The sequence below is a fragment of the Rhodoferax sp. genome (genome assembly GCF_028689305.1).
Taxonomy (GTDB): domain Bacteria; phylum Pseudomonadota; class Gammaproteobacteria; order Burkholderiales; family Burkholderiaceae_C; genus Rhodoferax.
This window is the reverse complement of sequence record NZ_JAQTWM010000002.1, coordinates 1-19,447: the sequence shown is the minus strand read 5'-3', so window position 1 is coordinate 19,447 and position 19,447 is coordinate 1. Positions and strand designations below refer to the sequence as shown.

The 19,447-nt window shown below is 55.0% G+C and carries 18 protein-coding genes and 1 tRNA gene; 8 read left to right on the top strand and 11 right to left on the bottom strand.

Features of this window, described 5'->3' with window-relative positions; all coding sequences use genetic code 11:
• The 4 genes from PHW99_RS00640 to PHW99_RS00625 form a co-directional block, all read right to left on the bottom strand.
• Positions 1–1,261 (bottom strand): ATP-binding cassette domain-containing protein (locus PHW99_RS00640; protein WP_300172703.1); only part of this gene is annotated, 1,261 nt, incomplete at its 3' end.
• A complete protein-coding gene (locus PHW99_RS00635) occupies positions 1,258–2,334 on the bottom strand; it encodes an ABC transporter permease (protein ID WP_300172701.1) in 1,077 nt (358 codons plus the stop codon). The genes PHW99_RS00635 and PHW99_RS00640, both read right to left, overlap by 4 nt.
• Positions 2,300–3,334, bottom strand: a complete 1,035-nt coding sequence (yejB, locus tag PHW99_RS00630; protein WP_300172699.1) for a microcin C ABC transporter permease YejB — start codon at positions 3,332–3,334, stop codon at positions 2,300–2,302. Before yejB ends, PHW99_RS00635 begins: the two co-directional genes overlap by 35 nt.
• 3 nt (positions 3,335–3,337) lie before the next feature.
• Positions 3,338–5,146 (bottom strand): extracellular solute-binding protein, encoded by a 1,809-nt coding sequence (locus tag PHW99_RS00625; RefSeq protein WP_300172697.1) that lies wholly within the window; start codon positions 5,144–5,146, stop codon positions 3,338–3,340.
• 134 nt (positions 5,147–5,280) lie between these two features.
• On the opposite strand from PHW99_RS00625, the gene fabI reads away from it, so the two are divergent.
• On the top strand, positions 5,281–6,075 hold the full coding sequence (fabI, locus tag PHW99_RS00620; RefSeq protein WP_300172695.1) for an enoyl-ACP reductase FabI: 795 nt from the start codon (positions 5,281–5,283) through the stop codon (positions 6,073–6,075).
• Positions 6,076–6,144: 69 nt separating this feature from the next.
• Here fabI and PHW99_RS00615 read toward each other — a convergent pair whose 3' ends face one another.
• The gene (locus PHW99_RS00615; RefSeq protein ID WP_300172693.1) at positions 6,145–8,433 is read right to left on the bottom strand and encodes an arginine/lysine/ornithine decarboxylase; all 2,289 of its coding nucleotides are present in this window, start codon (positions 8,431–8,433) and stop codon (positions 6,145–6,147) included.
• A gap of 132 nt (positions 8,434–8,565) precedes the next feature.
• On the opposite strand from PHW99_RS00615, the gene PHW99_RS00610 reads away from it, so the two are divergent.
• Both PHW99_RS00610 and PHW99_RS00605 read left to right on the top strand, forming a co-directional pair.
• Positions 8,566–8,997, top strand: a complete 432-nt coding sequence (locus PHW99_RS00610) for an NfeD family protein (RefSeq protein ID WP_300172691.1) — start codon at positions 8,566–8,568, stop codon at positions 8,995–8,997.
• A 15-nt stretch (positions 8,998–9,012) separates the two neighbouring features.
• Positions 9,013–9,921 carry a slipin family protein gene (locus PHW99_RS00605; protein ID WP_300172689.1) on the top strand — a complete coding sequence of 303 codons (909 nt, stop codon included), beginning with the start codon at positions 9,013–9,015 and terminating at the stop codon, positions 9,919–9,921.
• A gap of 55 nt (positions 9,922–9,976) precedes the next feature.
• Here the strand turns inward: PHW99_RS00605 and PHW99_RS00600 are convergent.
• The 5 genes from PHW99_RS00600 to PHW99_RS00580 all read right to left on the bottom strand — a co-directional run bounded on the left by PHW99_RS00600 (position 9,977) and on the right by PHW99_RS00580 (position 13,623).
• Positions 9,977–10,066 (bottom strand) — tRNA-Ser (locus tag PHW99_RS00600).
• Between the two features lie 108 nt (positions 10,067–10,174).
• Positions 10,175–11,305 carry a branched-chain amino acid ABC transporter substrate-binding protein gene (locus PHW99_RS00595; RefSeq protein ID WP_300172687.1) on the bottom strand — a complete coding sequence of 377 codons (1,131 nt, stop codon included), beginning with the start codon at positions 11,303–11,305 and terminating at the stop codon, positions 10,175–10,177.
• Positions 11,306–11,432: 127 nt separating this feature from the next.
• The gene (locus PHW99_RS00590) at positions 11,433–11,741 is read right to left on the bottom strand and encodes a hypothetical protein (protein ID WP_300172685.1); all 309 of its coding nucleotides are present in this window, start codon (positions 11,739–11,741) and stop codon (positions 11,433–11,435) included.
• Positions 11,738–12,172 (bottom strand): DNA polymerase III subunit chi, encoded by a 435-nt coding sequence (locus PHW99_RS00585; RefSeq protein ID WP_300172683.1) that lies wholly within the window; start codon positions 12,170–12,172, stop codon positions 11,738–11,740. Before PHW99_RS00585 ends, PHW99_RS00590 begins: the two co-directional genes overlap by 4 nt.
• Positions 12,169–13,623 carry a leucyl aminopeptidase gene (locus PHW99_RS00580; RefSeq protein WP_300172681.1) on the bottom strand — a complete coding sequence of 485 codons (1,455 nt, stop codon included), beginning with the start codon at positions 13,621–13,623 and terminating at the stop codon, positions 12,169–12,171. Before PHW99_RS00580 ends, PHW99_RS00585 begins: the two co-directional genes overlap by 4 nt.
• 23 nt (positions 13,624–13,646) lie before the next feature.
• On the opposite strand from PHW99_RS00580, the gene lptF reads away from it, so the two are divergent.
• Genes lptF through PHW99_RS00555 form a run of 5 tightly spaced genes read left to right on the top strand, consistent with a single transcriptional unit; the run spans position 13,647 to position 18,433 of the window.
• A complete protein-coding gene (gene lptF, locus PHW99_RS00575) occupies positions 13,647–14,756 on the top strand; it encodes an LPS export ABC transporter permease LptF (protein ID WP_300172679.1) in 1,110 nt (369 codons plus the stop codon).
• Entirely contained in the window at positions 14,753–15,853 is a 1,101-nt protein-coding gene (gene lptG, locus PHW99_RS00570) for an LPS export ABC transporter permease LptG (RefSeq protein ID WP_300172677.1), read from the top strand. The genes lptF and lptG overlap by 4 nt, the downstream gene beginning before the upstream one ends.
• 42 nt (positions 15,854–15,895) lie before the next feature.
• Positions 15,896–16,252: a CbiX/SirB N-terminal domain-containing protein gene (locus PHW99_RS00565; protein ID WP_300172675.1), complete on the top strand. Its 357-nt coding sequence runs from the start codon at positions 15,896–15,898 to the stop codon at positions 16,250–16,252.
• A gap of 24 nt (positions 16,253–16,276) precedes the next feature.
• On the top strand, positions 16,277–17,230 hold the full coding sequence (locus tag PHW99_RS00560; protein WP_300172673.1) for a CysB family HTH-type transcriptional regulator: 954 nt from the start codon (positions 16,277–16,279) through the stop codon (positions 17,228–17,230).
• A gap of 51 nt (positions 17,231–17,281) precedes the next feature.
• Complete coding sequence (locus PHW99_RS00555; protein WP_300172671.1) at positions 17,282–18,433, top strand: pyridoxal phosphate-dependent aminotransferase; 1,152 nt, start codon at positions 17,282–17,284, stop codon at positions 18,431–18,433.
• A gap of 221 nt (positions 18,434–18,654) precedes the next feature.
• Here PHW99_RS00555 and PHW99_RS00550 read toward each other — a convergent pair whose 3' ends face one another.
• Positions 18,655–19,332, bottom strand: a complete 678-nt coding sequence (locus PHW99_RS00550; RefSeq protein ID WP_300172669.1) for a hypothetical protein — start codon at positions 19,330–19,332, stop codon at positions 18,655–18,657.
• Positions 19,333–19,447 lie beyond the last annotated feature (115 nt).

Genomic DNA, 19,447 nt, shown 5'->3' with positions numbered 1-19,447 from the left:
GTTGGCGCCGCTGATTCGATGGCAGCCGGGGTTCGTGCACCCCCAACCCTTCACCCACAATCTCTTCCACGGTCAGGCGTGGCGACAGGGATGAAAACGGGTCCTGGAAGACCACCTGAACCTGCCGGCGCAGGGCCTGATTGCTGGCTGGGTTGTCTCCCCAGCAGGTGCCGGCCAACCGCAGTTCCCCCTGGAATGGCAGCAACCCCAGTACCGCCAGCGCCAGGGTGGACTTGCCCGAACCGGACTCCCCCATGATGCCCAGCGTCTTCCCGGCCGACAAGACGAAGTCAGCCCCGTGGACCGCCACAAACTCACCGTGTCGGAACCAGCCGCGCAACCCCGGCAGCGGCGTTGGATAGGTGACCCGCAGACCACGGGCCGCCACCAGTGCAGGAGCGTCACTGGCAACCACACCTGCGTCAAGCACCGGATCACGTTCGGGCTGACTGGCCATCAGGCGCTGGGTATAAGGATGTTGGGGGTGCTCGAACAGGGCTCGCGTGGTACCCTGCTCCACCAGATGCCCCTGCTCCATCACCACCACACGATCAGCAAAACGACGCACCAGATTCAAATCATGGGTGATCATCAGCACCGCCATGCCACGGGTTTGTTGCAGGCGGTCCAGCAGGTCAAGAATCTGGCTGCGCAAGCTCACATCGAGCGCCGTGGTGGGTTCATCCGCCAGCAGCAGCTGGGGTCGGCAGGCCAGCGCCATGGCGATCATGGCACGCTGGCGCTGCCCGCCACTGAGTTGATGAGGATAGGCGGCGTAGCGACGCCGGGGGTCGTCAACCCCTGTCTCCGCTAGCAAATCAATAGCTACCTGAGCAGATTGCATCCGGGCTAGACCCTGTTTTAGTGTCACAACCTCGGCAATCTGGTCGCCGACACTCATGAGCGGGTTCAAGGCCGTCATCGGCTCTTGGAAGATCATGGCGATGTCCTGTCCACGAATCACACGCAATTCGCGCTCCGGCAACGCCAGCAGATCACGTCCGCCAAACAGCGCCTGCCCACGGATGTCGGCATTGGCGGTCAGGCGCAGCAGACTCAGTGCCGAGACCGTCTTGCCCGAACCGGACTCACCCACCAGGGCCAGTTTTTCGCCACGAGCGATGGCGAAGTTGATGCCATGAACCACTTGCCGGCCGGCAAAGGACACCGACAAGCCCTTGACGGCCAGCAGGGGTTCAGCATGGGCTAGTTCACGGGTCGGCACGATATGGCCATCCGGGGCCGTTCCCAAAGTGGTCATGACTCGGCCTTTCTCGGGTCAAGTGCATCACGCAGGGCGTCCCCCATGAAGGTCAGCAGCAGCAACGTGAGCACCAGAACGGCAAACGTGAACAGCGAAATCCACCAGGCGTCGATATTGTTCTTGCCCTGCGACAACAACTCGCCCAGCGACGGTGTACCCGGTGGCACCCCTAGCCCGAGAAAATCAAGTGAGGTCAGCGCCAGAATGGCCCCGCTCATGCGAAACGGCAGGAACGTCACCACCGGCGTCAGGCTGTTGGGCAGCAGGTGGCGGGTGATGATGTGCCAGTTGCTCACGCCCAGTGAGCGCGCCGCGCGCACGTAGTCCAGCTGGCGATTACGCAGGAATTCAGCCCGCACGTAATCGGACAGACCCATCCAGCCAAACAGGCTCAGCAAGACCAGCAACAGCGCCAGACTGGGTGCAAACACCGCGCTGAAAATGATCAGCAGGTACAGCTCGGGCATGGCGCCCCAGATTTCGATGAAGCGCTGGAACGCCAGATCGGTCTTGCCGCCGAAAAACCCCTGGATGGCGCCAGTCACCATCCCCAGCACCGTGCCAAAAAAGGTCAAGGCCAGGGCAAACAACACGCTCACCCGAAAACCGTAAATCAGTTGCGCCAGCAAATCGCGGCCCCGATCATCCGTGCCCAGCCAGTTGTCGCGTGAGGGCCCGGACGGGTTGGGGGCCTTGGCAAAGTAGTTGAGGGTTTTGGCGCCATAGGAATTGGGGGCGAACAGCGCCCAATTGCCGTTGCGACTTAGACGCTCGCGGATGAAGGGATCCAGGTAGTCGGTTGTCGTCTCGAAGTCGCCGCCAAAAGTTTTTTCTGGATAGTCCTTGAGGATGGGCAGATAAAACTCGCCCTGGTAGCGCACCAGCAGCGGACGGTCGTTGCTGATGACCTCGGCCAACAAGCTCAAAACCACCAGCACCATAAAAATCAGCAGGCTCCAGTAGCCCAGCCGGTTGCGTTTGAAGCGCCGCCAGGCGCGCGCCCATGGGCCGAGGGACACCGAAACGACGGGAGGACTAATCAAACTTGACACGCGGGTCGACCCAGACATAGGACACATCGGAAATCAGTTTGGTGACCAAACCAATCAGCGTAAAGAAATACAGGGTGCCCAGCACCACCGGATAGTCACGACGAATCACGCTCTCGTAACTGAGTAGACCCAGACCATCGAGGGAAAACAGGGTTTCAATCAACAGTGAGCCTGTGAAAAAAGCACCAATAAACGCCGCCGGAAAGCCGGTAACGATGGGAATCAGGGCGTTGCGAAACACGTGTTTCCACAACACCTGCCGCTCACTCAGGCCTTTGGCACGCGCCGTGATCACATATTGCTTGCGGATTTCCTCCAGAAACGCATTTTTGGTCAGCATGGTGGTCACCGCAAAGCTGCCCAGCACCATGGCGGTGACCGGCAGGGCAATGTGCCACAGGTAATCGACGATGCGGGCACCCCAGCTCAACGCGTCCCAGTTGCCCGACGTCAGGCCGCGTAGCGGAAACCATTGCAACTGGCCACCCAATACCACCAGCAAGGCCACGCCAAGGACAAAACCTGGAATGGCGTAGCCCACCAGCACCAGCAAGGTGGTGACCAGATCAAAACGCGAACCGGCACGCACCGCCTTGGCCACCCCTAGCGGTACAGCAATCAGATAACTGATGAAAAACGTCCACAACCCCAGGCTGATGGAGACCGGCAGTTTTTCCCAGATCAGCTGCGACACACTTTTGTTCTGGAAAAAACTTCTACCGAGGTCAAAACGCGCAAATTGCCCCAGCATCTGGAAAAAACGTTCATGGGCTGGCTTGTCAAAACCATACAGCGCCTTGATCTGCTCAATGCGTTTGGGGTCCACGCCCTGGGCGCCACGGTAACTCAGGCCACCACCTTCGGCAGCGGCCCCCTTGCCGGTACCGGCTTTGGCTTCGGCCAAATACTGCTCAACCGGGCCGCCCGGCACAAACTGGATCACCACAAAAGTGATCAGCAGCACCCCCAATAGCGTGGGAATCATCAGCAGTAGCCGTTTAAAGATGTAACTCAGCATGGTTCAGTGTGACGGGGTTCTGGCCCACCAGGTGTCGATGGCCCAGGTTTCACCCTGGGCATAGGGCGGCATGCTGGCGGGTTGATCCAGCCGCCAGTGGTTGAACACCATGCGGTGCGTGGAAGCAGACCATTGCGGGACCAGCACATGGCTGTGGCTGATGACCCGCTCCAGAGCGCGGCAAGCCGGCAGCAGCTCAGCCTTGGTGGTGGCACGGGTCATCTGGCTGATCAGGGCATCCACGGCCGGGTTCTTCAGCCCCGACATGTTGCCTGAATCCTCCTGGTCCGCCGCACGGCTACCAAACAGGTCGGCATAGTCCTGCCCCGGATTGTGCGTGCCAGCGTAGGCCAGTGACGTGATGTCGAATTCAAATTTCTGAAGACGCTGCTGGTACAGGGCAAAGTCCACCGGACGGAAATGCAGGGTGATGCCGAGTTTTTCCAGGTTGCGCGCCCAGGGGGAGACGACGCGCGCACTGCCCTCGTTGCTGTCCAGGTATTCGATCTCAAAGGCCTTGCCTTGGGCGTTGCGCAACACCCCCCCCTGCACGGTCCAGCCCGCCGCTTGCAACAAGGCCTGCGCCTGGCGCAAGTTGGCACGCAGGGAGGAAGGCGCGTCGGTGCTTGGCGGCACCGTCATGGGGCCGAAGCTTGCCGTTGGCACGGCGTGACGCCAGGGTTCCAGCAGGGCCAACTCCTGCGGACTGGGCGTCCCGCTGGCGGCGCAGTCGGTATTGCCAAACAGGCCGTTGACACGTTGGTAGGCGTTGTAGAACATCTGGCGGTTCATCCATTCATAGTCCAGCGCCAACCCCAGCGCCTGCCGCACCCGCACGTCCTTGAACCAATCACGGCGGGTGTTGAGCACATAACTCTGGAAGCCGGTGGGCAAATGATGCTGGTACTCGCGCTTGACCAGTTCACCGGTGTCAAACCGCTTGCCATTGACACGCCTGGCCCAGTCACCGGCAGAAAAAAAGCGCATCAGGTCAAATTCACCGGCCTTCAGCGCCTCCAGTCGGGCGGTGTTGTCCTTGTAAATCTTGACGGTGATGCGGTCAAAGTTGGCAGTGCCCCGACGCACGGCCAGGTCCTTGGCCCAATACTGCGGATCACGGACATAGGTGATGTCCTTGCCAAAACGCACCGGCCCGATCTTGTAAGGCCCACTGCCAATGGGGATGTCGGTCACGATTTGGTCAAAAGATTTGAGCTTGCCTTGGTCCAGCCCCCAGCTGCGGCTGAACACCGGCAAACTGCCCACAGTCAACGGCAACTCGCGGTTGGGTTTGCTGAAACGGTAACGCACCATCAGCTCGTCGAGCACGTCCAGGCCCGCCACGTCCTGCAGCAAGGTTTTGTAGCCGGGGGAGGTATGCGGCCCCATCAGCATGTCATAGCTGTATTTGACATCCTGCGCCAGCACCGGCGCTCCGTTGTGAAATCTGGCTTCAGGCCGCAACTTGAAGGTGGCGCTGAGTCCATCGGCAGCAACGCTCACGTCCTGTGCCAGCAGACCGTAGCCTGACCCGGTTTCGTCCAGAGCCCCAGCCAGCAGGCTGTCAAACAGCAGGTCAGACAGGTAAGCCGGAGCGTTCCCCTTGATGGTGAAGGGGTTGTACTTGTCGAAGGTGGAGACCCGCAGATTGCTCACCAGACGCAATTCCCCGCCCTTGGGGGCGGACGGATTGACGTAGTCAAAGTGGCTGAAACCGGCCGGGTATTTCAGATCACCCCAAAGCGCATAGCCATGTACCGCCCACAGGGGGTTGACCCAAGTCATGACAGCCAAAAATAGAAGGTAACGCATGCGACAATTCTCCATCATCTGTCACTGCAGTTTCACGGGCCTGGATGGCGCCTGTGCACCGGCCCCCCGAACCGTGGCAAGCTGGTTGGTGTTCTGATGTAGCGGTCGCTAAGAAAAAAATTGAAGAGGTTCGTATGGGATTCCTGGCAGGAAAAAAATTGTTGATCACGGGTGTGTTGTCCAACCGCTCCATTGCCTATGGCATTGCCAAGGCCTGCCATGCGCAAGGCGCTGAGCTGGCGTTCAGCTATGTGGGTGACCGTTTCAAGGAACGCATCACCGAATTTGCCGCCGATTTTGATTCGAAGCTGGTTTTTGATTGTGACGTGAGTGACGATGCCCAGATCGAGCAGCTGTTTGCGGATCTGGCCGTGCACTGGCCCCAATTTGACGGTTTTGTGCACAGCATTGGTTACGCCCCGCGCGAGGCGATTGCCGGCAATTTCCTGGATGGTCTGACGCGGGAAAACTTCCGCATTGCCCACGACATCAGTGCCTACAGCTTCCCGGCCATGGCCAAAGCCGCCCTGCCCTATCTGAGTGACACGGCATCGCTGTTGACCCTGACTTACCTGGGGGGCGTGCGGGTGGTGCCCAGCTACAACACCATGGGGCTGGCCAAGGCGTCGCTTGAATCCTCGGTGCGTTACCTGGCCGACGCCGTGGGCGCAAAGGGCATCCGGGTGAATGGCCTGAGTGCTGGCGCCATCAAGACGCTGGCCGCCAGTGGCATCAAGGACTTTGGCAGGTTGCTGGGCATTTCGGCGGCGGCTTCGCCACTCAAGCGCAATGTGACGATTGACGAAGTCGGCAATGTCGCCGCTTTTTTGCTCAGTGATCTGGCATCGGGCATGACCGGGCAGATTTCCTACGTGGATTGTGGCGTCAGCCAGACTGCCATGGCAGTGGTTGAAAACTCGACTTCTTAATAAGAAAATATACCTCTAGCCCACGTAGAATATAGACTTATTGCTATTTAAACAATAGCAATAAGTTTCTCACTGGACGACACAATCGGCGAAATAACGCACCTGCCCATCGTCTCCCACCTCTTCCACCAGGCCATGGATATCGGTTTCAAATCCCGGGCACTGGGCATTGAATTCGCGTGAAAACTTGAGGTAATCAACAATCTTCTTGTTGAACACCTCGCCGGGGATCAACAGCGGGATGCCCGGCGGATAGGGTGTGACCAAACCTACCGTGATACGGCCCAACAAATCGTCAATGCCAACCCGCTCGGTTTTGCGCAGGGCAATGTGGGCGTAGGCGTCGCTGGGTTTCATGGCCGGGGCCAGATCGCTCAGGTACATCTCGGTGGTGAGGCGGGCAATGTCATATTTGGCATACAACTGGTGGACATGCTGGCACAAGTCCGCCAAACCCATGTTTTCGTAACGCGGGTATTTCTGGCAGAACTCGGGCAGGACACGCCACATGGGCTGGTTTTTGTCGTAATCGTCCTTGAACTGCTGCAGTGCTGTCAGCATACTGTTCCAGCGGCCCTTGGTGATGCCAATGGTGAACATGATGAAAAAGCTGTAAAGCCCGGTTTTTTCCACCACCACACCGTGTTCGGCCAAGAACTTGGTCACGACAGAGGCCGGAATGCCTTTTTTGGCAAATTTGCCGTTCAAGTCCATCCCCGGTGTCACCACCGTGGACTTGATCGGATCAAGCATGTTAAAGCCGGTGGCCATCTTGCCAAAGCCGTGCCAGTTGACGCCACTCTTGTTGGTGCGTGATTCACCTTTGATGATCCAGTCATCGGCCCGGCCAATGCCTTCTTCGGCCAGTTTTTCCGGGCCCCAGACCTTGAACCACCAGTCGGCGCCGTATTCTTCGTCCACCTTGCGCATGGCGCGTCGGAAATCCAGTGCCTCGGCAATGCTTTCTTCCACCAACGCGGTGCCACCGGGTGGCTCCATCATGGCGGCAGCCACGTCGCAGCTGGCAATGATGCTGTACTGCGGGCTGGTGCTGGTGTGCATGAGGTACGCCTCGTTGAACAGGTGTTTGTCCAGCTTGACGGTTTGGGAGTCCTGCACCAACACATGACTGGCCTGGCTGATGCCGGCCAGCAACTTGTGAATGGACTGGGTGGCGTAGACCACGGCATGTTTGGGGCGTGGCCGGTTCTTGCCCATGGCATGGTAGGAACCGTAAAACGGGTGAAACGCCGCGTGCGGCAGCCAGGCTTCGTCAAAGTGGATGTTTTCCACATACCCATCCAGCATGGTTTTGACGGTCTGGGTGTTGTACAGCACCCCGTCATAGGTGGACTGGGTCAGCGTCAGCACCCGCGGCTTGATCTGGTTGAGATCAACATCGGGCAAATGGGTTTTGATCAATGGATTGGCCTTGATCTTGGCCTTGATCGTCGCCGGTTCAAATTCACTCTTGGGAATCGGCCCGATGATGCCAAAGTGATTGCGTGTGGGCTTGAGGAATACCGGAATGGCACCGGTCATGATGATGGCGTGCAGAATCGATTTGTGGCAATTGCGATCCACCACCACCACGTCATTGGGCGCCACGGTGTGGTGCCAGACCATTTTGTTGCTGGTACTGGTGCCGTTGGTGACAAAAAAGCAGTGGTCAGCATTGAAGATGCGCGCCGCATTGCGTTCACTCTTGCCAATGGCGCCGTCGTGGTCAAGCAGTTGCCCCAGCTCCTCGACGGCATTGCAGACGTCGGCGCGCAGCATGTTTTCACCGTAAAACTGGTGATACATCTGGCCCACCGGGCTTTTCAGGAAGGCCACACCGCCCGAATGCCCCGGGCAGTGCCACGAATAGGAACCGTCTTCGGCGTAATCGAGCAACGCCTTGAAGAATGGTGGTTGCACACCTTCGAGGTAGCTCTTGGCCTCGCGGATGATGTGACGCGCCACAAATTCGGGTGTGTCCTCGAACATGTGGATGAAGCCGTGCAGTTCGCGCAGGATATCGTTGGGCAGGTGGCGCGAGGTTTTGGTTTCGCCATAGATGTAAATCGGCACATCCAGGTTCTTGCGGCGCACTTCTTCGATGAAATGGCGCAAGTTCACCACCGCCGGGTCCAGGTCAGGTCCGGGGGTGAACTCTTCATCATCAATCGACAGGATAAAGGTGCAGGCACGACTTTGCTGCTGCGCAAACTGGCTCAGATCACCATAACTGGTGACCCCGAGAACCTCGGAGCCTTCGGACTCAATGGCGTGCGCCAACGCCCGAATCCCCAGACCAGAGGTGTTTTCCGAGCGGAAGTCTTCGTCAATAATGACGATGGGAAAGCGAAATTTCATGGCAGGCTCCAGCGACACGCGGCAAATCATTGAAATAGGCGCGAAGTGTAAGGACTAAAACCCGCCAGAATGCTTTCAAAGCCGCGCTTTCAGCTGAAAATGTCGTGGTCGCAACACAGTGGGGGAAACAACATGGCTGACGCAACATTCTGGTGGCTGGCCGCAGGGGGCTTGATTGCGGCCGAGCTCATGACAGGAACGTTTTATCTGCTGATGATTTCCGCGGGCCTGGTCGCCGCTGCGTTGGCCGCCCACGCAGGCATGGCGCTGACTTGGCAATGGGTGACCGCGGCCCTGGTGGGAGGTGGTTCTGTCCTGATTTGGTACCAGTACAAAAAATCCCAGCCCCCTGTGGCGCCAGCAGGGGCCAATCATGATGCGACGATGGATATAGGCTCCATTGTTCATGTGGAGCATTGGCATGACGATGGTACTTGCCAGGTCAAATACCGGGGTGCTCAATGGGAGGCCTCCGCGTCGGCGGGCGACGCAACCAGTCCTGGTTCGTACACCATCGTCGAGGTCATTGGCAGCCGGCTGATTCTGAGAAAAGCATCAATTTAACCTCTGGAGCACATCATGGAAATTGCCATTGTCTTGTTTGTTATTGCCGTTATTTTTATCACCAGGTCCGTCAAGGTGGTGCCACAACAACACGCCTGGATTGTTGAGCGCCTGGGCAAGTACAACGGCACCCTGACACCCGGGCTGAATTTTCTGGTGCCCTTCATCGACAAGGTGGCGTACAAACATTTGCTGAAAGAAGTGCCACTTGATATTCCCAGCCAGGTTTGCATCACCCGTGACAACACCCAGTTACAGGTAGACGGCATTTTGTATTTCCAGGTGACCGACGCGATGCGGGCAAGTTATGGCTCCAGCAACTACATCACAGCCATTTCGCAACTGGCGCAAACGACCTTGCGCTCGGTCATTGGCAAACTGGAGCTGGACAAAACTTTCGAGGAACGCGACATCATCAATGCACAAGTGGTGCAGGCCATTGATGAAGCTGCACTCAATTGGGGTGTCAAGGTGCTGCGTTATGAAATCAAGGATCTGACCCCTCCCAAAGAAATTTTGCATGCCATGCAGCAACAGATCACTGCTGAGCGCGAAAAACGTGCCTTGATTGCTGCCTCTGAAGGTCGGCGTCAGGAGCAGATCAATATTGCTACGGGTGAACGTGAGGCGTTTATCGCCCGTTCAGAAGGTGAAAAACAGGCCGCGATCAACAAAGCACAGGGTGAAGCAGCATCCATTCTGGCCGTGGCTGAAGCCAATGCACAAGCCATTGAGCGCGTCGCAGCAGCCATCCGCCAACCCGGAGGGGACCAGGCTGTTCAACTCAAGGTAGCTGAAAAAGCTGTTGATGCCTATGGTCGCGTGGCTTCTGATGCCGCAGCGACGTTGATCGTTCCCAGCAACATGACCGAAGTCTCGGCTTTGGTCGCGTCGGCAATGAAGATGATTCAAGCACAAAAGTAAAAGGAAGCAGGAAAAACAAAACCCCGTATTGCAAGCAATACGGGGTCTATTTTTTTGGCGGAGCAGGCGGGATTCGAACCCGCGGTGGGTTTTACCCCACGCACGCTTTCCAGGCGTGTGACTTAAACCGCTCATCCACCGCTCCAGTGCCGTTATTTTAACTGAGCCCAAAGCTCATTTTGAGCATACGCGCTCAAAGGCGTAAAGAAAAAGCCACCCGAAGGTGGCTTTTTTCCTGAGGATGAAACCGCAATCAGTTCAGGGCAATCTTTTTGCCATCTTTGTAAGTCGACAAAGTCATGGACGGATTCTTCAGCTCGCCATTGGGTTCGAAGGCAATCGCTGCCGTCACGCCTTTGTAGTTGGTTTCGATCAACTTCGGTGTATAAACCTTAGGATCTGTCGAATTGGCACGCTTCATAGCGTCGACCAGAACAAAAGTTGCATCATAGGTGTACGGGCTGTAGATCTGGAACTGGCCAGGATACTTGGCATCGTATTTGGCTTTCCATGCCGTGCCACCTGGCATCTTGGCAATTGAAGAACCGCCCTCTGCACACACAACACCACCCAGGCTCTTGGCACCAGATGCAATCTTGATGATTTCAGTCGTGCAGATGCCATCTCCACCGAAGAATTTCACGTCAGACAGGCCCAACTGGTCCATCTGGCGCAACATGGCACCAGCCTGGGCGTCCATGCCGCCGTAGAAAATACCATCAGGCTTCTTGGCCTTGATAGCGGTCAGGATCGCCATGAAGTCCGTGGCTTTGTCGGTTGTGAACTGTTGGTCAACAATCTCAATGCCCTTGGTTTGCGCAGTTTTCTTGAAAACTTCAGCAACACCTTGGCCATAAGCGGTACGGTCATCAATCACGGCAATTCGTTTCAGCTTCAGAGCATCAGCTGCATAGAAGGCCAAACCAGCACCCAAAGAATTGTCATTGGCAATAATTCGGTAAGTGGTTTTATAACCAGGCTTCGTCAGATTGGGGTTGGTCGCTGCACCGGTGACGTGAGGAATGCCACAATCGTTGTAGATTTTCGAGGCTGGGATGGTGGTACTGGAATTCAGGTGACCAACGATACCAGAGACTTTCATATCGCACAGTTTTTGTGCAACAGCCGTGCCCTGTTTCGGGTCAGCTGCATCATCTTCGGCCGCAATTTCAAACTTGACCGTCTTGCCGCCAATCTTGATTTTTTGGGCATTCAGATCCTCAATGGCCATGCGCACGCCATTTTCATTGTCCTTGCCGTAGTGGGCCTGGCCACCGGACATGGGTGCAACATGACCAATCTTCACGACCACTTCTTGAGCCATAGCCATACCGGCTACGGTTGCAATGGCTGCAGCTACCGTCAATTTCATTTTCATTTGCATAGACAACTCCAGGTTAAAAAAATTGTGAATTGAATAATTCAGCAACGTGAACGATACAGCAATTTTTGCGCCAATCCCTTAGGGTAGACACCAAGAGTCCGGCCTAATGTCCCATGATTACAACTAATCATTCAAGTTTTGCTCGTTCCTGATCTCTGAGCACATCGGTCACTGCTTGCCGGATCAGCATATCCATCTCTGTGCTCAATCGTGAGCGAACATCTCCCAACTGTTTCACGACCATAGCACGCACCACGCGATCGAGTTCCTCCTGCAGACGCCGCTCCCATATTGGCTGCATTTGCCCTCGAATCTTGGTAATCAGGGCTTCCGCGTCAGGTGGGTTCTTGGGCCTCATGTTCGCCAAGGTTGCGGGGTCAACAACTTCTGTCAATGTCGGTATAAAACGAGGCAATTGGTGAGACGGCTGGTTCATACGATTGCTTTCTGATCAAAATCATGCCGAATCAGATCAAATCCGGAATTCAAGTACTGTTTCCAGCGCAAGCGCGCTGCATGACGTTCATCGACATCTTTTCCGACCACTTCGATCACTCGGTCAAATTGTTGAAATCCTTCGGGTATCAGATCACCCAAGTTGACCAAGATGTCGTGGTGCGGAACGACCCAGATTGATTCAACCAGAAGCACCGGAGACCGCCTGATCACCATCGTATTGGCATCGTTGCCGCAATGGGGCAAAAATCCAGTGGCAGAAAATGCCCAGAGATCCTGATCAAGCAGCTTCAGTGTATCTGCTGATCCAGTGACAATCAGCCGCGCCCGCCCGGCAATCGCCTTGCGCAACAACCGGCAGGTATAAACCAGTCGATCAGGTACGTTGAAATGAAAAGCAACTGTCGTCACGTCGTTTTGGCCCGGGTGTCAAGCGCCAGCAAATAGTCCACCAACAAACCAACCGGTCGACCAGTGGCTCCCTTGGCAGCCCCACTTTTCCATGCTGTACCTGCAATGTCGAGATGCGCCCATGGGCACTTCCCGGCAAATCGTTGCAAAAATTTGGCCGCAGTGATGGCCCCACCGGCCCGGCCTGCAACGTTGGCCACATCTGCAAAACTGGTTTTGAGCCCATCGGCATAATCCTCATCCAGCGGCATGGGCCAGCACAAGTCTTGTGAGGACTCTCCCGCAGCCAGTAATGCGGCTGACAAGGTTTCGTCCGCAGAAAAAAAACCGCTGCGAACAGCGCCCAAAGCGATCACACAGGCTCCCGTCAGCGTGGCAATATCCAACACGACACGTGGTTTGAAGCGCTCGGCATAAGTTAACGCGTCACAGAGTACCAGGCGCCCCTCGGCGTCTGTATTCAAAACTTCAATGGTTTGCCCACTCATGCTCGTCACCACATCACCCGGTTTGAGCGAACGTCCACTCGGCAAATTTTCACAGGATGGGATCAAACCAACCACATTCAAATCAGGCTGTAGCTCAGCCAGCGCCCGAAATGTGCCCAGCACGCTGGCAGCACCACACATGTCGAATTTCATTTCATCCATCTCGGCAGCAGGCTTCATCGAAATGCCTCCACTGTCAAAAGTAATGCCTTTACCTACCAAGACAGCAGGTGCTGATGCCTTGCCTGCGCCACTGTAATGCAACACGATAAAACGCAACGGCTCATCTGACCCTTGAGCCACAGCTTGGAAAGCCCCCATCCCCAATTTGGCAACCTCTTTGGGGCCAAGCACCTCACATTTGATTCGCGGAAACTTGGTCAGAGCCCGCGCAGCCTGTGCAAGATGGGATGGAGTGGCATGGTTGGCTGGGCGATTACCCCACTCCTTGGCAAGCTCAATCCCTGCGATGGCAGCAACCGCTCTGTCAAAAACACAGCGCAGTTTCTGATCATCTTGCACCAATAACGTCACACGCTGAATCGTCCGTCCCTCTGCCTTTGTCTTGGTAGAGGTGTAGACATAACTGGCCTCTGCCAAACTTGTCAAAGCGACACGCACCGTTTCAGGAGTCTGGTCCTGGATCAAACATAAGGTGACCCGTTTGGGGTTGGCCGCTTTGATCAAGGTTGTTGCCGCGGTAACGGCTTTTCGCACCTCTGCTGTGCCACCACCTCCCGCATGCATCAACACGATACGCGTGCAAACAAATCCGACGGGACGATAAATGTCCAAAACCTGGCCAGCTTTTGCGACCAGATCACCAGACTTCACAGCTTTGGCAATCAGCACCGACACCGAATCCTTGCTTGGCCGGAAGGCAGACGTTACCAAAACCAGCAAAGCGTCCGTTTTTTCCTGTGTTAACGCGTGCAGATCCAGAGGACTGAGTTCAAAGTTCATAATTGGGGGTTTCCTTTCATGCAATGTTATTCCATTCCTCTTTACGCAGAGAGCTTTCCCGCAGTTTTGGTGCCACACTGATCGTTCTGGTCACGGTGGTGATGACCATGACCTTGATTCGTACCTTGGGACAGGCCTCACGCGGCAACTTCAACCCATCAGACGTGACCCAGGTCATGGGCTATACCGTGCTGGCATACATGCCCACCTTGCTGACTATGAGCCTGTTCATTGCTGTTATTGCCACGCTGTCGCGTATATACCGTGACAGCGAAATGGTGATCTGGTTCTGCAGCGGCAAAGGTCTGATTGCTTTGCTGGCACCTCTGATCCGTTTCGCCTGGCCCGTCCTGGCCGTTGTTGCAGCATTGGCCCTGTTGGTGTTGCCATGGACAAATCAACGGATTGAAGACCTAAAGGCTCAATACGAAAAACGTGGCGATCTGGAGCGCGTGGAACCAGGTCAATTCCAGGAATCTGGCAATGCGGCCCGGGTTTTCTTTGTGGAGAAGAATGCCTCAGGCCAACAATCGGGCTCCAACGTTTTCATCGCCTCGACGGAACACGGCAAGGAAACGGTCACGTCGGCGCGCAGCGGACGGGTTGAGGTTCTGCCGCATGGGCAGTTTCTGATGCTGAACAACGGTCAGCGACTTGAAAGCGTCATTGGTACTACCGATTTGAAAGTCAGTGAATTTGAAGTGTATGGCGCCCAGATCAGCGCGGATGCTTCAGACGCTGCCGTCTATGTCCCTGTCAATACCCTTCCCACAACCGCTTTGATCAACGATCTGACAGCAACCAGTCTGGGCGAACTTTCATGGCGACTTGGACTGTTGTTTGCAGCGGTCAACTTTATCATCATCGGCCTGGCTGTCTCCAGTGTGAACCCTCGCGTCAACAAAAGTGTCAATCTGGTATTTGCCTTATTTACTTTTGTGATTTATTACAACCTGCTGAACCTGGGACAGAGTTGGATTGCCTCCGGGAAGCTGACTTTCACGGCGCACATGTTGAGCTTGCACGGCGGTGTTTTCACTTTGGCAACTCTTTGGATCTTCAAGAGGCACAACAATTGGCACTGGCGTGATTTGATTTCCCGTGGGCCAGATACCAAGCGGGTGGTAGATTGAAAACATTGCGCCGACTGATCAATGGCGAAGTCATTCGCGCTGTTGCCTTCGTCACCCTAGGGTTTTTGTCGCTGTTTTTCTTCTTTGATTTTGTTGAAGAAGTCCAGTCCGTGGGACGCCATACGGCGACTGGCTACAAACTTGTGCACGCGTTATCCTATGTCGTGCTGATGATCCCTAGCCATCTCTACGAATTGATGCCGATTACCGTGTTGATTGGCACTATTTTTGTGATGGCCAGACTGGCACAAAGCTCCGAGTACACCATTTTGCGTACCAGCGGACTCGACCCTTGGCGGGCGCTTAAGGCGCTGCTGGCTTTGGGTTTCGGTTTCGTCTTGTTGACCTTTGCCATTGGCGACTATGTTTCTCCGATGGCCGACCGCACAGCGCAACTGCTCAAAGCGAAATACACCGGTCGTATCACAGTTGGACAAACCGGTGCGTGGCTTAAGGAAAAACAGTCCTACGGGCAATTCGCAGTCAATGTGGGAGAGTTAGCCTCCGACGGCGGTCTGCGTCAAATTCGCATCTTTGAATTCAATAACCGAGGGTTTTTGGCATCCATGACCCAAGGAGAATCGGCGACGATTCAGGATGACGACGCGTGGACTCTCTTTCGGGTACATCGCACAGAATTTATCACTGAAGGCGGCACCCAGATTGAACGCAGCAACTTACCCTCTATGCGCTGGCCCAACCGGATCAGCGCTGAAATGGTGTCAGCCGCCCTGCTTAAGCCAGAACGCATGAGTACCATCGATCTGTTTCAGTACATTCAGCATTTGCAGAACAACGCTCAAACCGCTCAGCGTTATGAAATTGAATTCTGGAAAAAGGTGTTTTATCCGCTGAGCTGTCTGGTGATGGTGGTGCTGGCATTACCGTTTGCCTATTTGCATTTCCGCTCCGGTGGTATTGCCACCTATGTGTTTGCAGGGGTCATGGCCGGCATCAGTTTCTTTTTGCTGAACAACGTTTTTGGGTACATCGGAAACCTGCAAAATTGGCAACCCTGGTTGACAGCCGCCTTGCCAGGATTGATCTATTCATTATTGTCCCTGACTGCATTCACTTGGCTGGTGCTGCGGCGGTAACGCTTCGCAGCTTCAAATCCACAGACAGGCTGACCGTCATCCATGCGAGCAACCGTTCTTCTTGCCCACGGCTCACGTGATCCCATGTGGCGGACTCCCATGGATGACGTTGCCCGTTACATGCTTCAACAACAACCCCACGCCCAGGTGGAATGTGCCTTCTTGGAACTGACGCAACCCGATCTCGCAACTGCCGTTGCCAAACTGGTTTCCACCGGGGTAACAGAGGTTGTGATTACTCCCATGTTTTTAGGCCTGGGCAAACACGCGCGCGAGGACATCCCCCAACTTGTGGAGCAGTTGCGAAATACGTATCCCGACATCCAATTTCGACTCAAAAATTCTGTGGGAGAAGCTCCCCAAGTGATCGAGTTGCTGGCTCGAATAGCCATGTCTTAGTCTTGAATCAGGAAAAATCCAACCATGAATTTGCACCAATTCCGTTTTGTTCAAGAGGCTGTTCGGCGAGATCTCAATCTGACCGAGGCTGCCAAAGCCCTCCATACGTCTCAACCCGGTGTTTCGAAAGCCATCATCGAGCTGGAAGACGAGTTGGGTATTGAAATTTTTGCCCGGCACGGAAAACGACTCAAGCGAATTACAGAACCTGGTCAACAGGTACTCAAAAGCATTAACCTGATACTGCGCGAGGTGGGTAATCTCAAACGGATTGGAGAGCAACACTGCCTGGGTGACAGCGGTACGCTGTCGATCGCGACGACCCACACGCAAGCCAGATACGTTTTGCCGGAGCCTGTGGCCAAACTCCGTCAAACTTTCCCCAAAGTCAACATCAGTCTGCATCAAGGCTCACCAGACCAGGTTGCCCGTATGTTGCTGGACGAAGTGGCCGAGATTGGCATTGCCACAGAATCACTGGTCAACTATGACGAACTTGTCACTTTGCCCTGCTACGAGTGGCAGCATGTGCTGGTTTTACCCGCCAGACATCCTTTGTGCGATAAGGAACACATCACGCTGGAAGACATTGCCCAAGAGCCGCTGATCACGTATCACCCGTCTTACACAGGACGCACCAAAATTGACCATGCTTTTGCCACGCGCAAACTTGAACCTCGCATTGCACTGGAAGCCATTGACTCGGACGTGATCAAGACCTACGTCCGTCTGGGGCTAGGCATTGGTATTGCCGCAGAAATGTCGGTTCGTGATGTTCTGGAGGATGGTGCCAAAAGTGGATTGGTTGTCCGTCCTGCAGGGCAACTCTTTGGGCAAAATGTGGCGCGCGTGGCGTTCAAGCGTGGAGCGTACCTGCGTCATTTCGTGTACCAGTTTGCCGAGCTGCTCAGCAACCGGCTGGATCGCAACCTAGTCGCACGCGCCATGACCGGCCATGTCAATGACTATGAACTTTAACAAGCAGCTTCCTGTGCCGCTGACAAACTTTTTTTGAGTGAATCCATCACCATGACCTGCCCCACTCTGACCTCCCGCCTGCCCAATGTTGGCACCACCATTTTTACCGTCATGTCAGCATTGGCTACAGAAAAAAACGCGGTCAATCTCGGACAGGGTTTTCCTGATTTCGACTGTGACCCCAAATTGGTGGATGCCGTCACACGTGCCATGCAAAAGGGTCTGAATCAATACCCACCCATGGCTGGTGTACCTGCACTACGCGAGGCAATCGCTTCAAAAATTGAGGCACTTTACGGCGCAAAATACCGGGCTACAGACGAGATCACTGTCACAGCGGGGGCAACACAAGCCATCATTACCGCCATTCTTTCTGTGGTTCACCCGGGAGATGAAGTCATCGTTCTGGAACCCTGCTATGACAGTTATGTTCCCAATATCGAGCTTGCGGGTGGCATACCGGTACGTGTGCCGCTGACACCTGGCACATTCCGTCCCGACTTCCATCTCATTGCCACTGCCATCACATCCCGGACCCGGGCCATCATCATCAACTCACCCCACAATCCCAGCGGCACCACCTGGTCAGCAACCGATATGCAGCAACTGGCAAACATCCTGGCGCCGACCAATGTGCTGCTCATCAGTGACGAAGTTTATGAACACATGGTCTTTGATGGCCAGCAGCACCATAGCGCCTCCAAATTTCCTGGACTGGCCGAGCGCGCATTCGTCGTTTCAAGTTTCGGCAAGACATACCATGTCACCGGCTGGAAGGTAGGCTATGTGGCTGCACCGGTTCAATTAACTCAGGAATTCCGCAAAGTGCACCAATTCAACGTGTTCACGGTGAACACCCCGGTGCAGCACGCGTTGGCCGAATACCTGGCTGACCCGAAACCCTATTTGGACCTGCCTAGCTTTTATCAAGCAAAACGTGATTTTTTCCGCGCTGGCCTGGCTAAGACCCGTTTCAAACTGCTGCCTTGCGAAGGCACCTATTTCCAGTGTGTGGACATCTCTGCCATCAGCAAACTGAATGAAACCGAATTCTGCAAATGGCTGACCTCTGAGGTCGGCGTGGCTGCCATCCCGCTTTCTGCGTTTTATGGTAACCACTTTGACCAGCAGGTGATCCGCTTCTGCTTTGCCAAGAGAACCGAAACCTTGCAACTTGCACTGGACAAGTTGCAGACCATTTGACAAAAAAAATCCTGCTATTTGTTCAATAGCAGGATTTTTATATATCACTTGGGGTGGCTGATGGGGCTCGAACCCACGACAACAGGAATCACAATCCAAGGACACAACCAATAATTCATGCTGGTTTGCTGTGGGTTCATGGGAACAAACATGAAAAAATCAGCGAGTATTTATGCGGGTTCCAGGACCATTATTCCCGCCAAAAATCACCTATAAGTTAATCATGCCAACCACATCATCCAGATGGTGGAGACGTTATACCGCTTCTGCCCGCCATCCATGAACCAGACAACGCCGTTCTTGTTATGGATGCTGGCACCCATGCTGGCCAGGGTCGATTGGTTCCCACCAATGGCGATCCCCATGCGCTCGGCGGCTTCAATCGTGGCCTTTGCTGCACGGTTCTTTGCACTCGCATCCAGCAAGTGCGCCCAGTTCATCAAGGTGTTGTCTAGTAGGTCAGCGTTCAGCGCATTCTTTCCACCCTTCAATTCCTTGAATGCCTGCTGACGGACCACGCTGCCCTTCACGCTCATGCCGCGGACACCACCTCCATCCTCATCGGCAACGCGGTAAAACGGCACATAAAACTCGTGCTCCCACACCTTGCGGCTGGCACCGTCGATCAGGCCAGATTGCTCGGCCATGTCCAGCACATTGCGATGGAACTCGTTGAAAACGCGGTTTGCATCCTCGTAGATTAGTTTTCGATTCCGCGTGATACGACCCTTGGCTGGTCCAGTCTGGATGGTGTAATCAAAAGACGTGTCTCCATCTGCCAGCGTTTTTAGGTCGGTAATGTCCTGAGCGGAGAACAGATTCTCTTTTCCTTCACCCTGCAAGCGCTCGGCCCGGTTGGCTGCTACCCAACGCAGGAAGTCATGATGTGTGTTGGTCAAGTTTTTTCGGACACATCGATAGGTAATGTGATTGCCGATTGCTGCTCGAAAGCATTGGGTGGCAAGTTGCCCAGTGTTGAGTGCAGGCGCACACTGTTGTAAAAGCCCACGATGT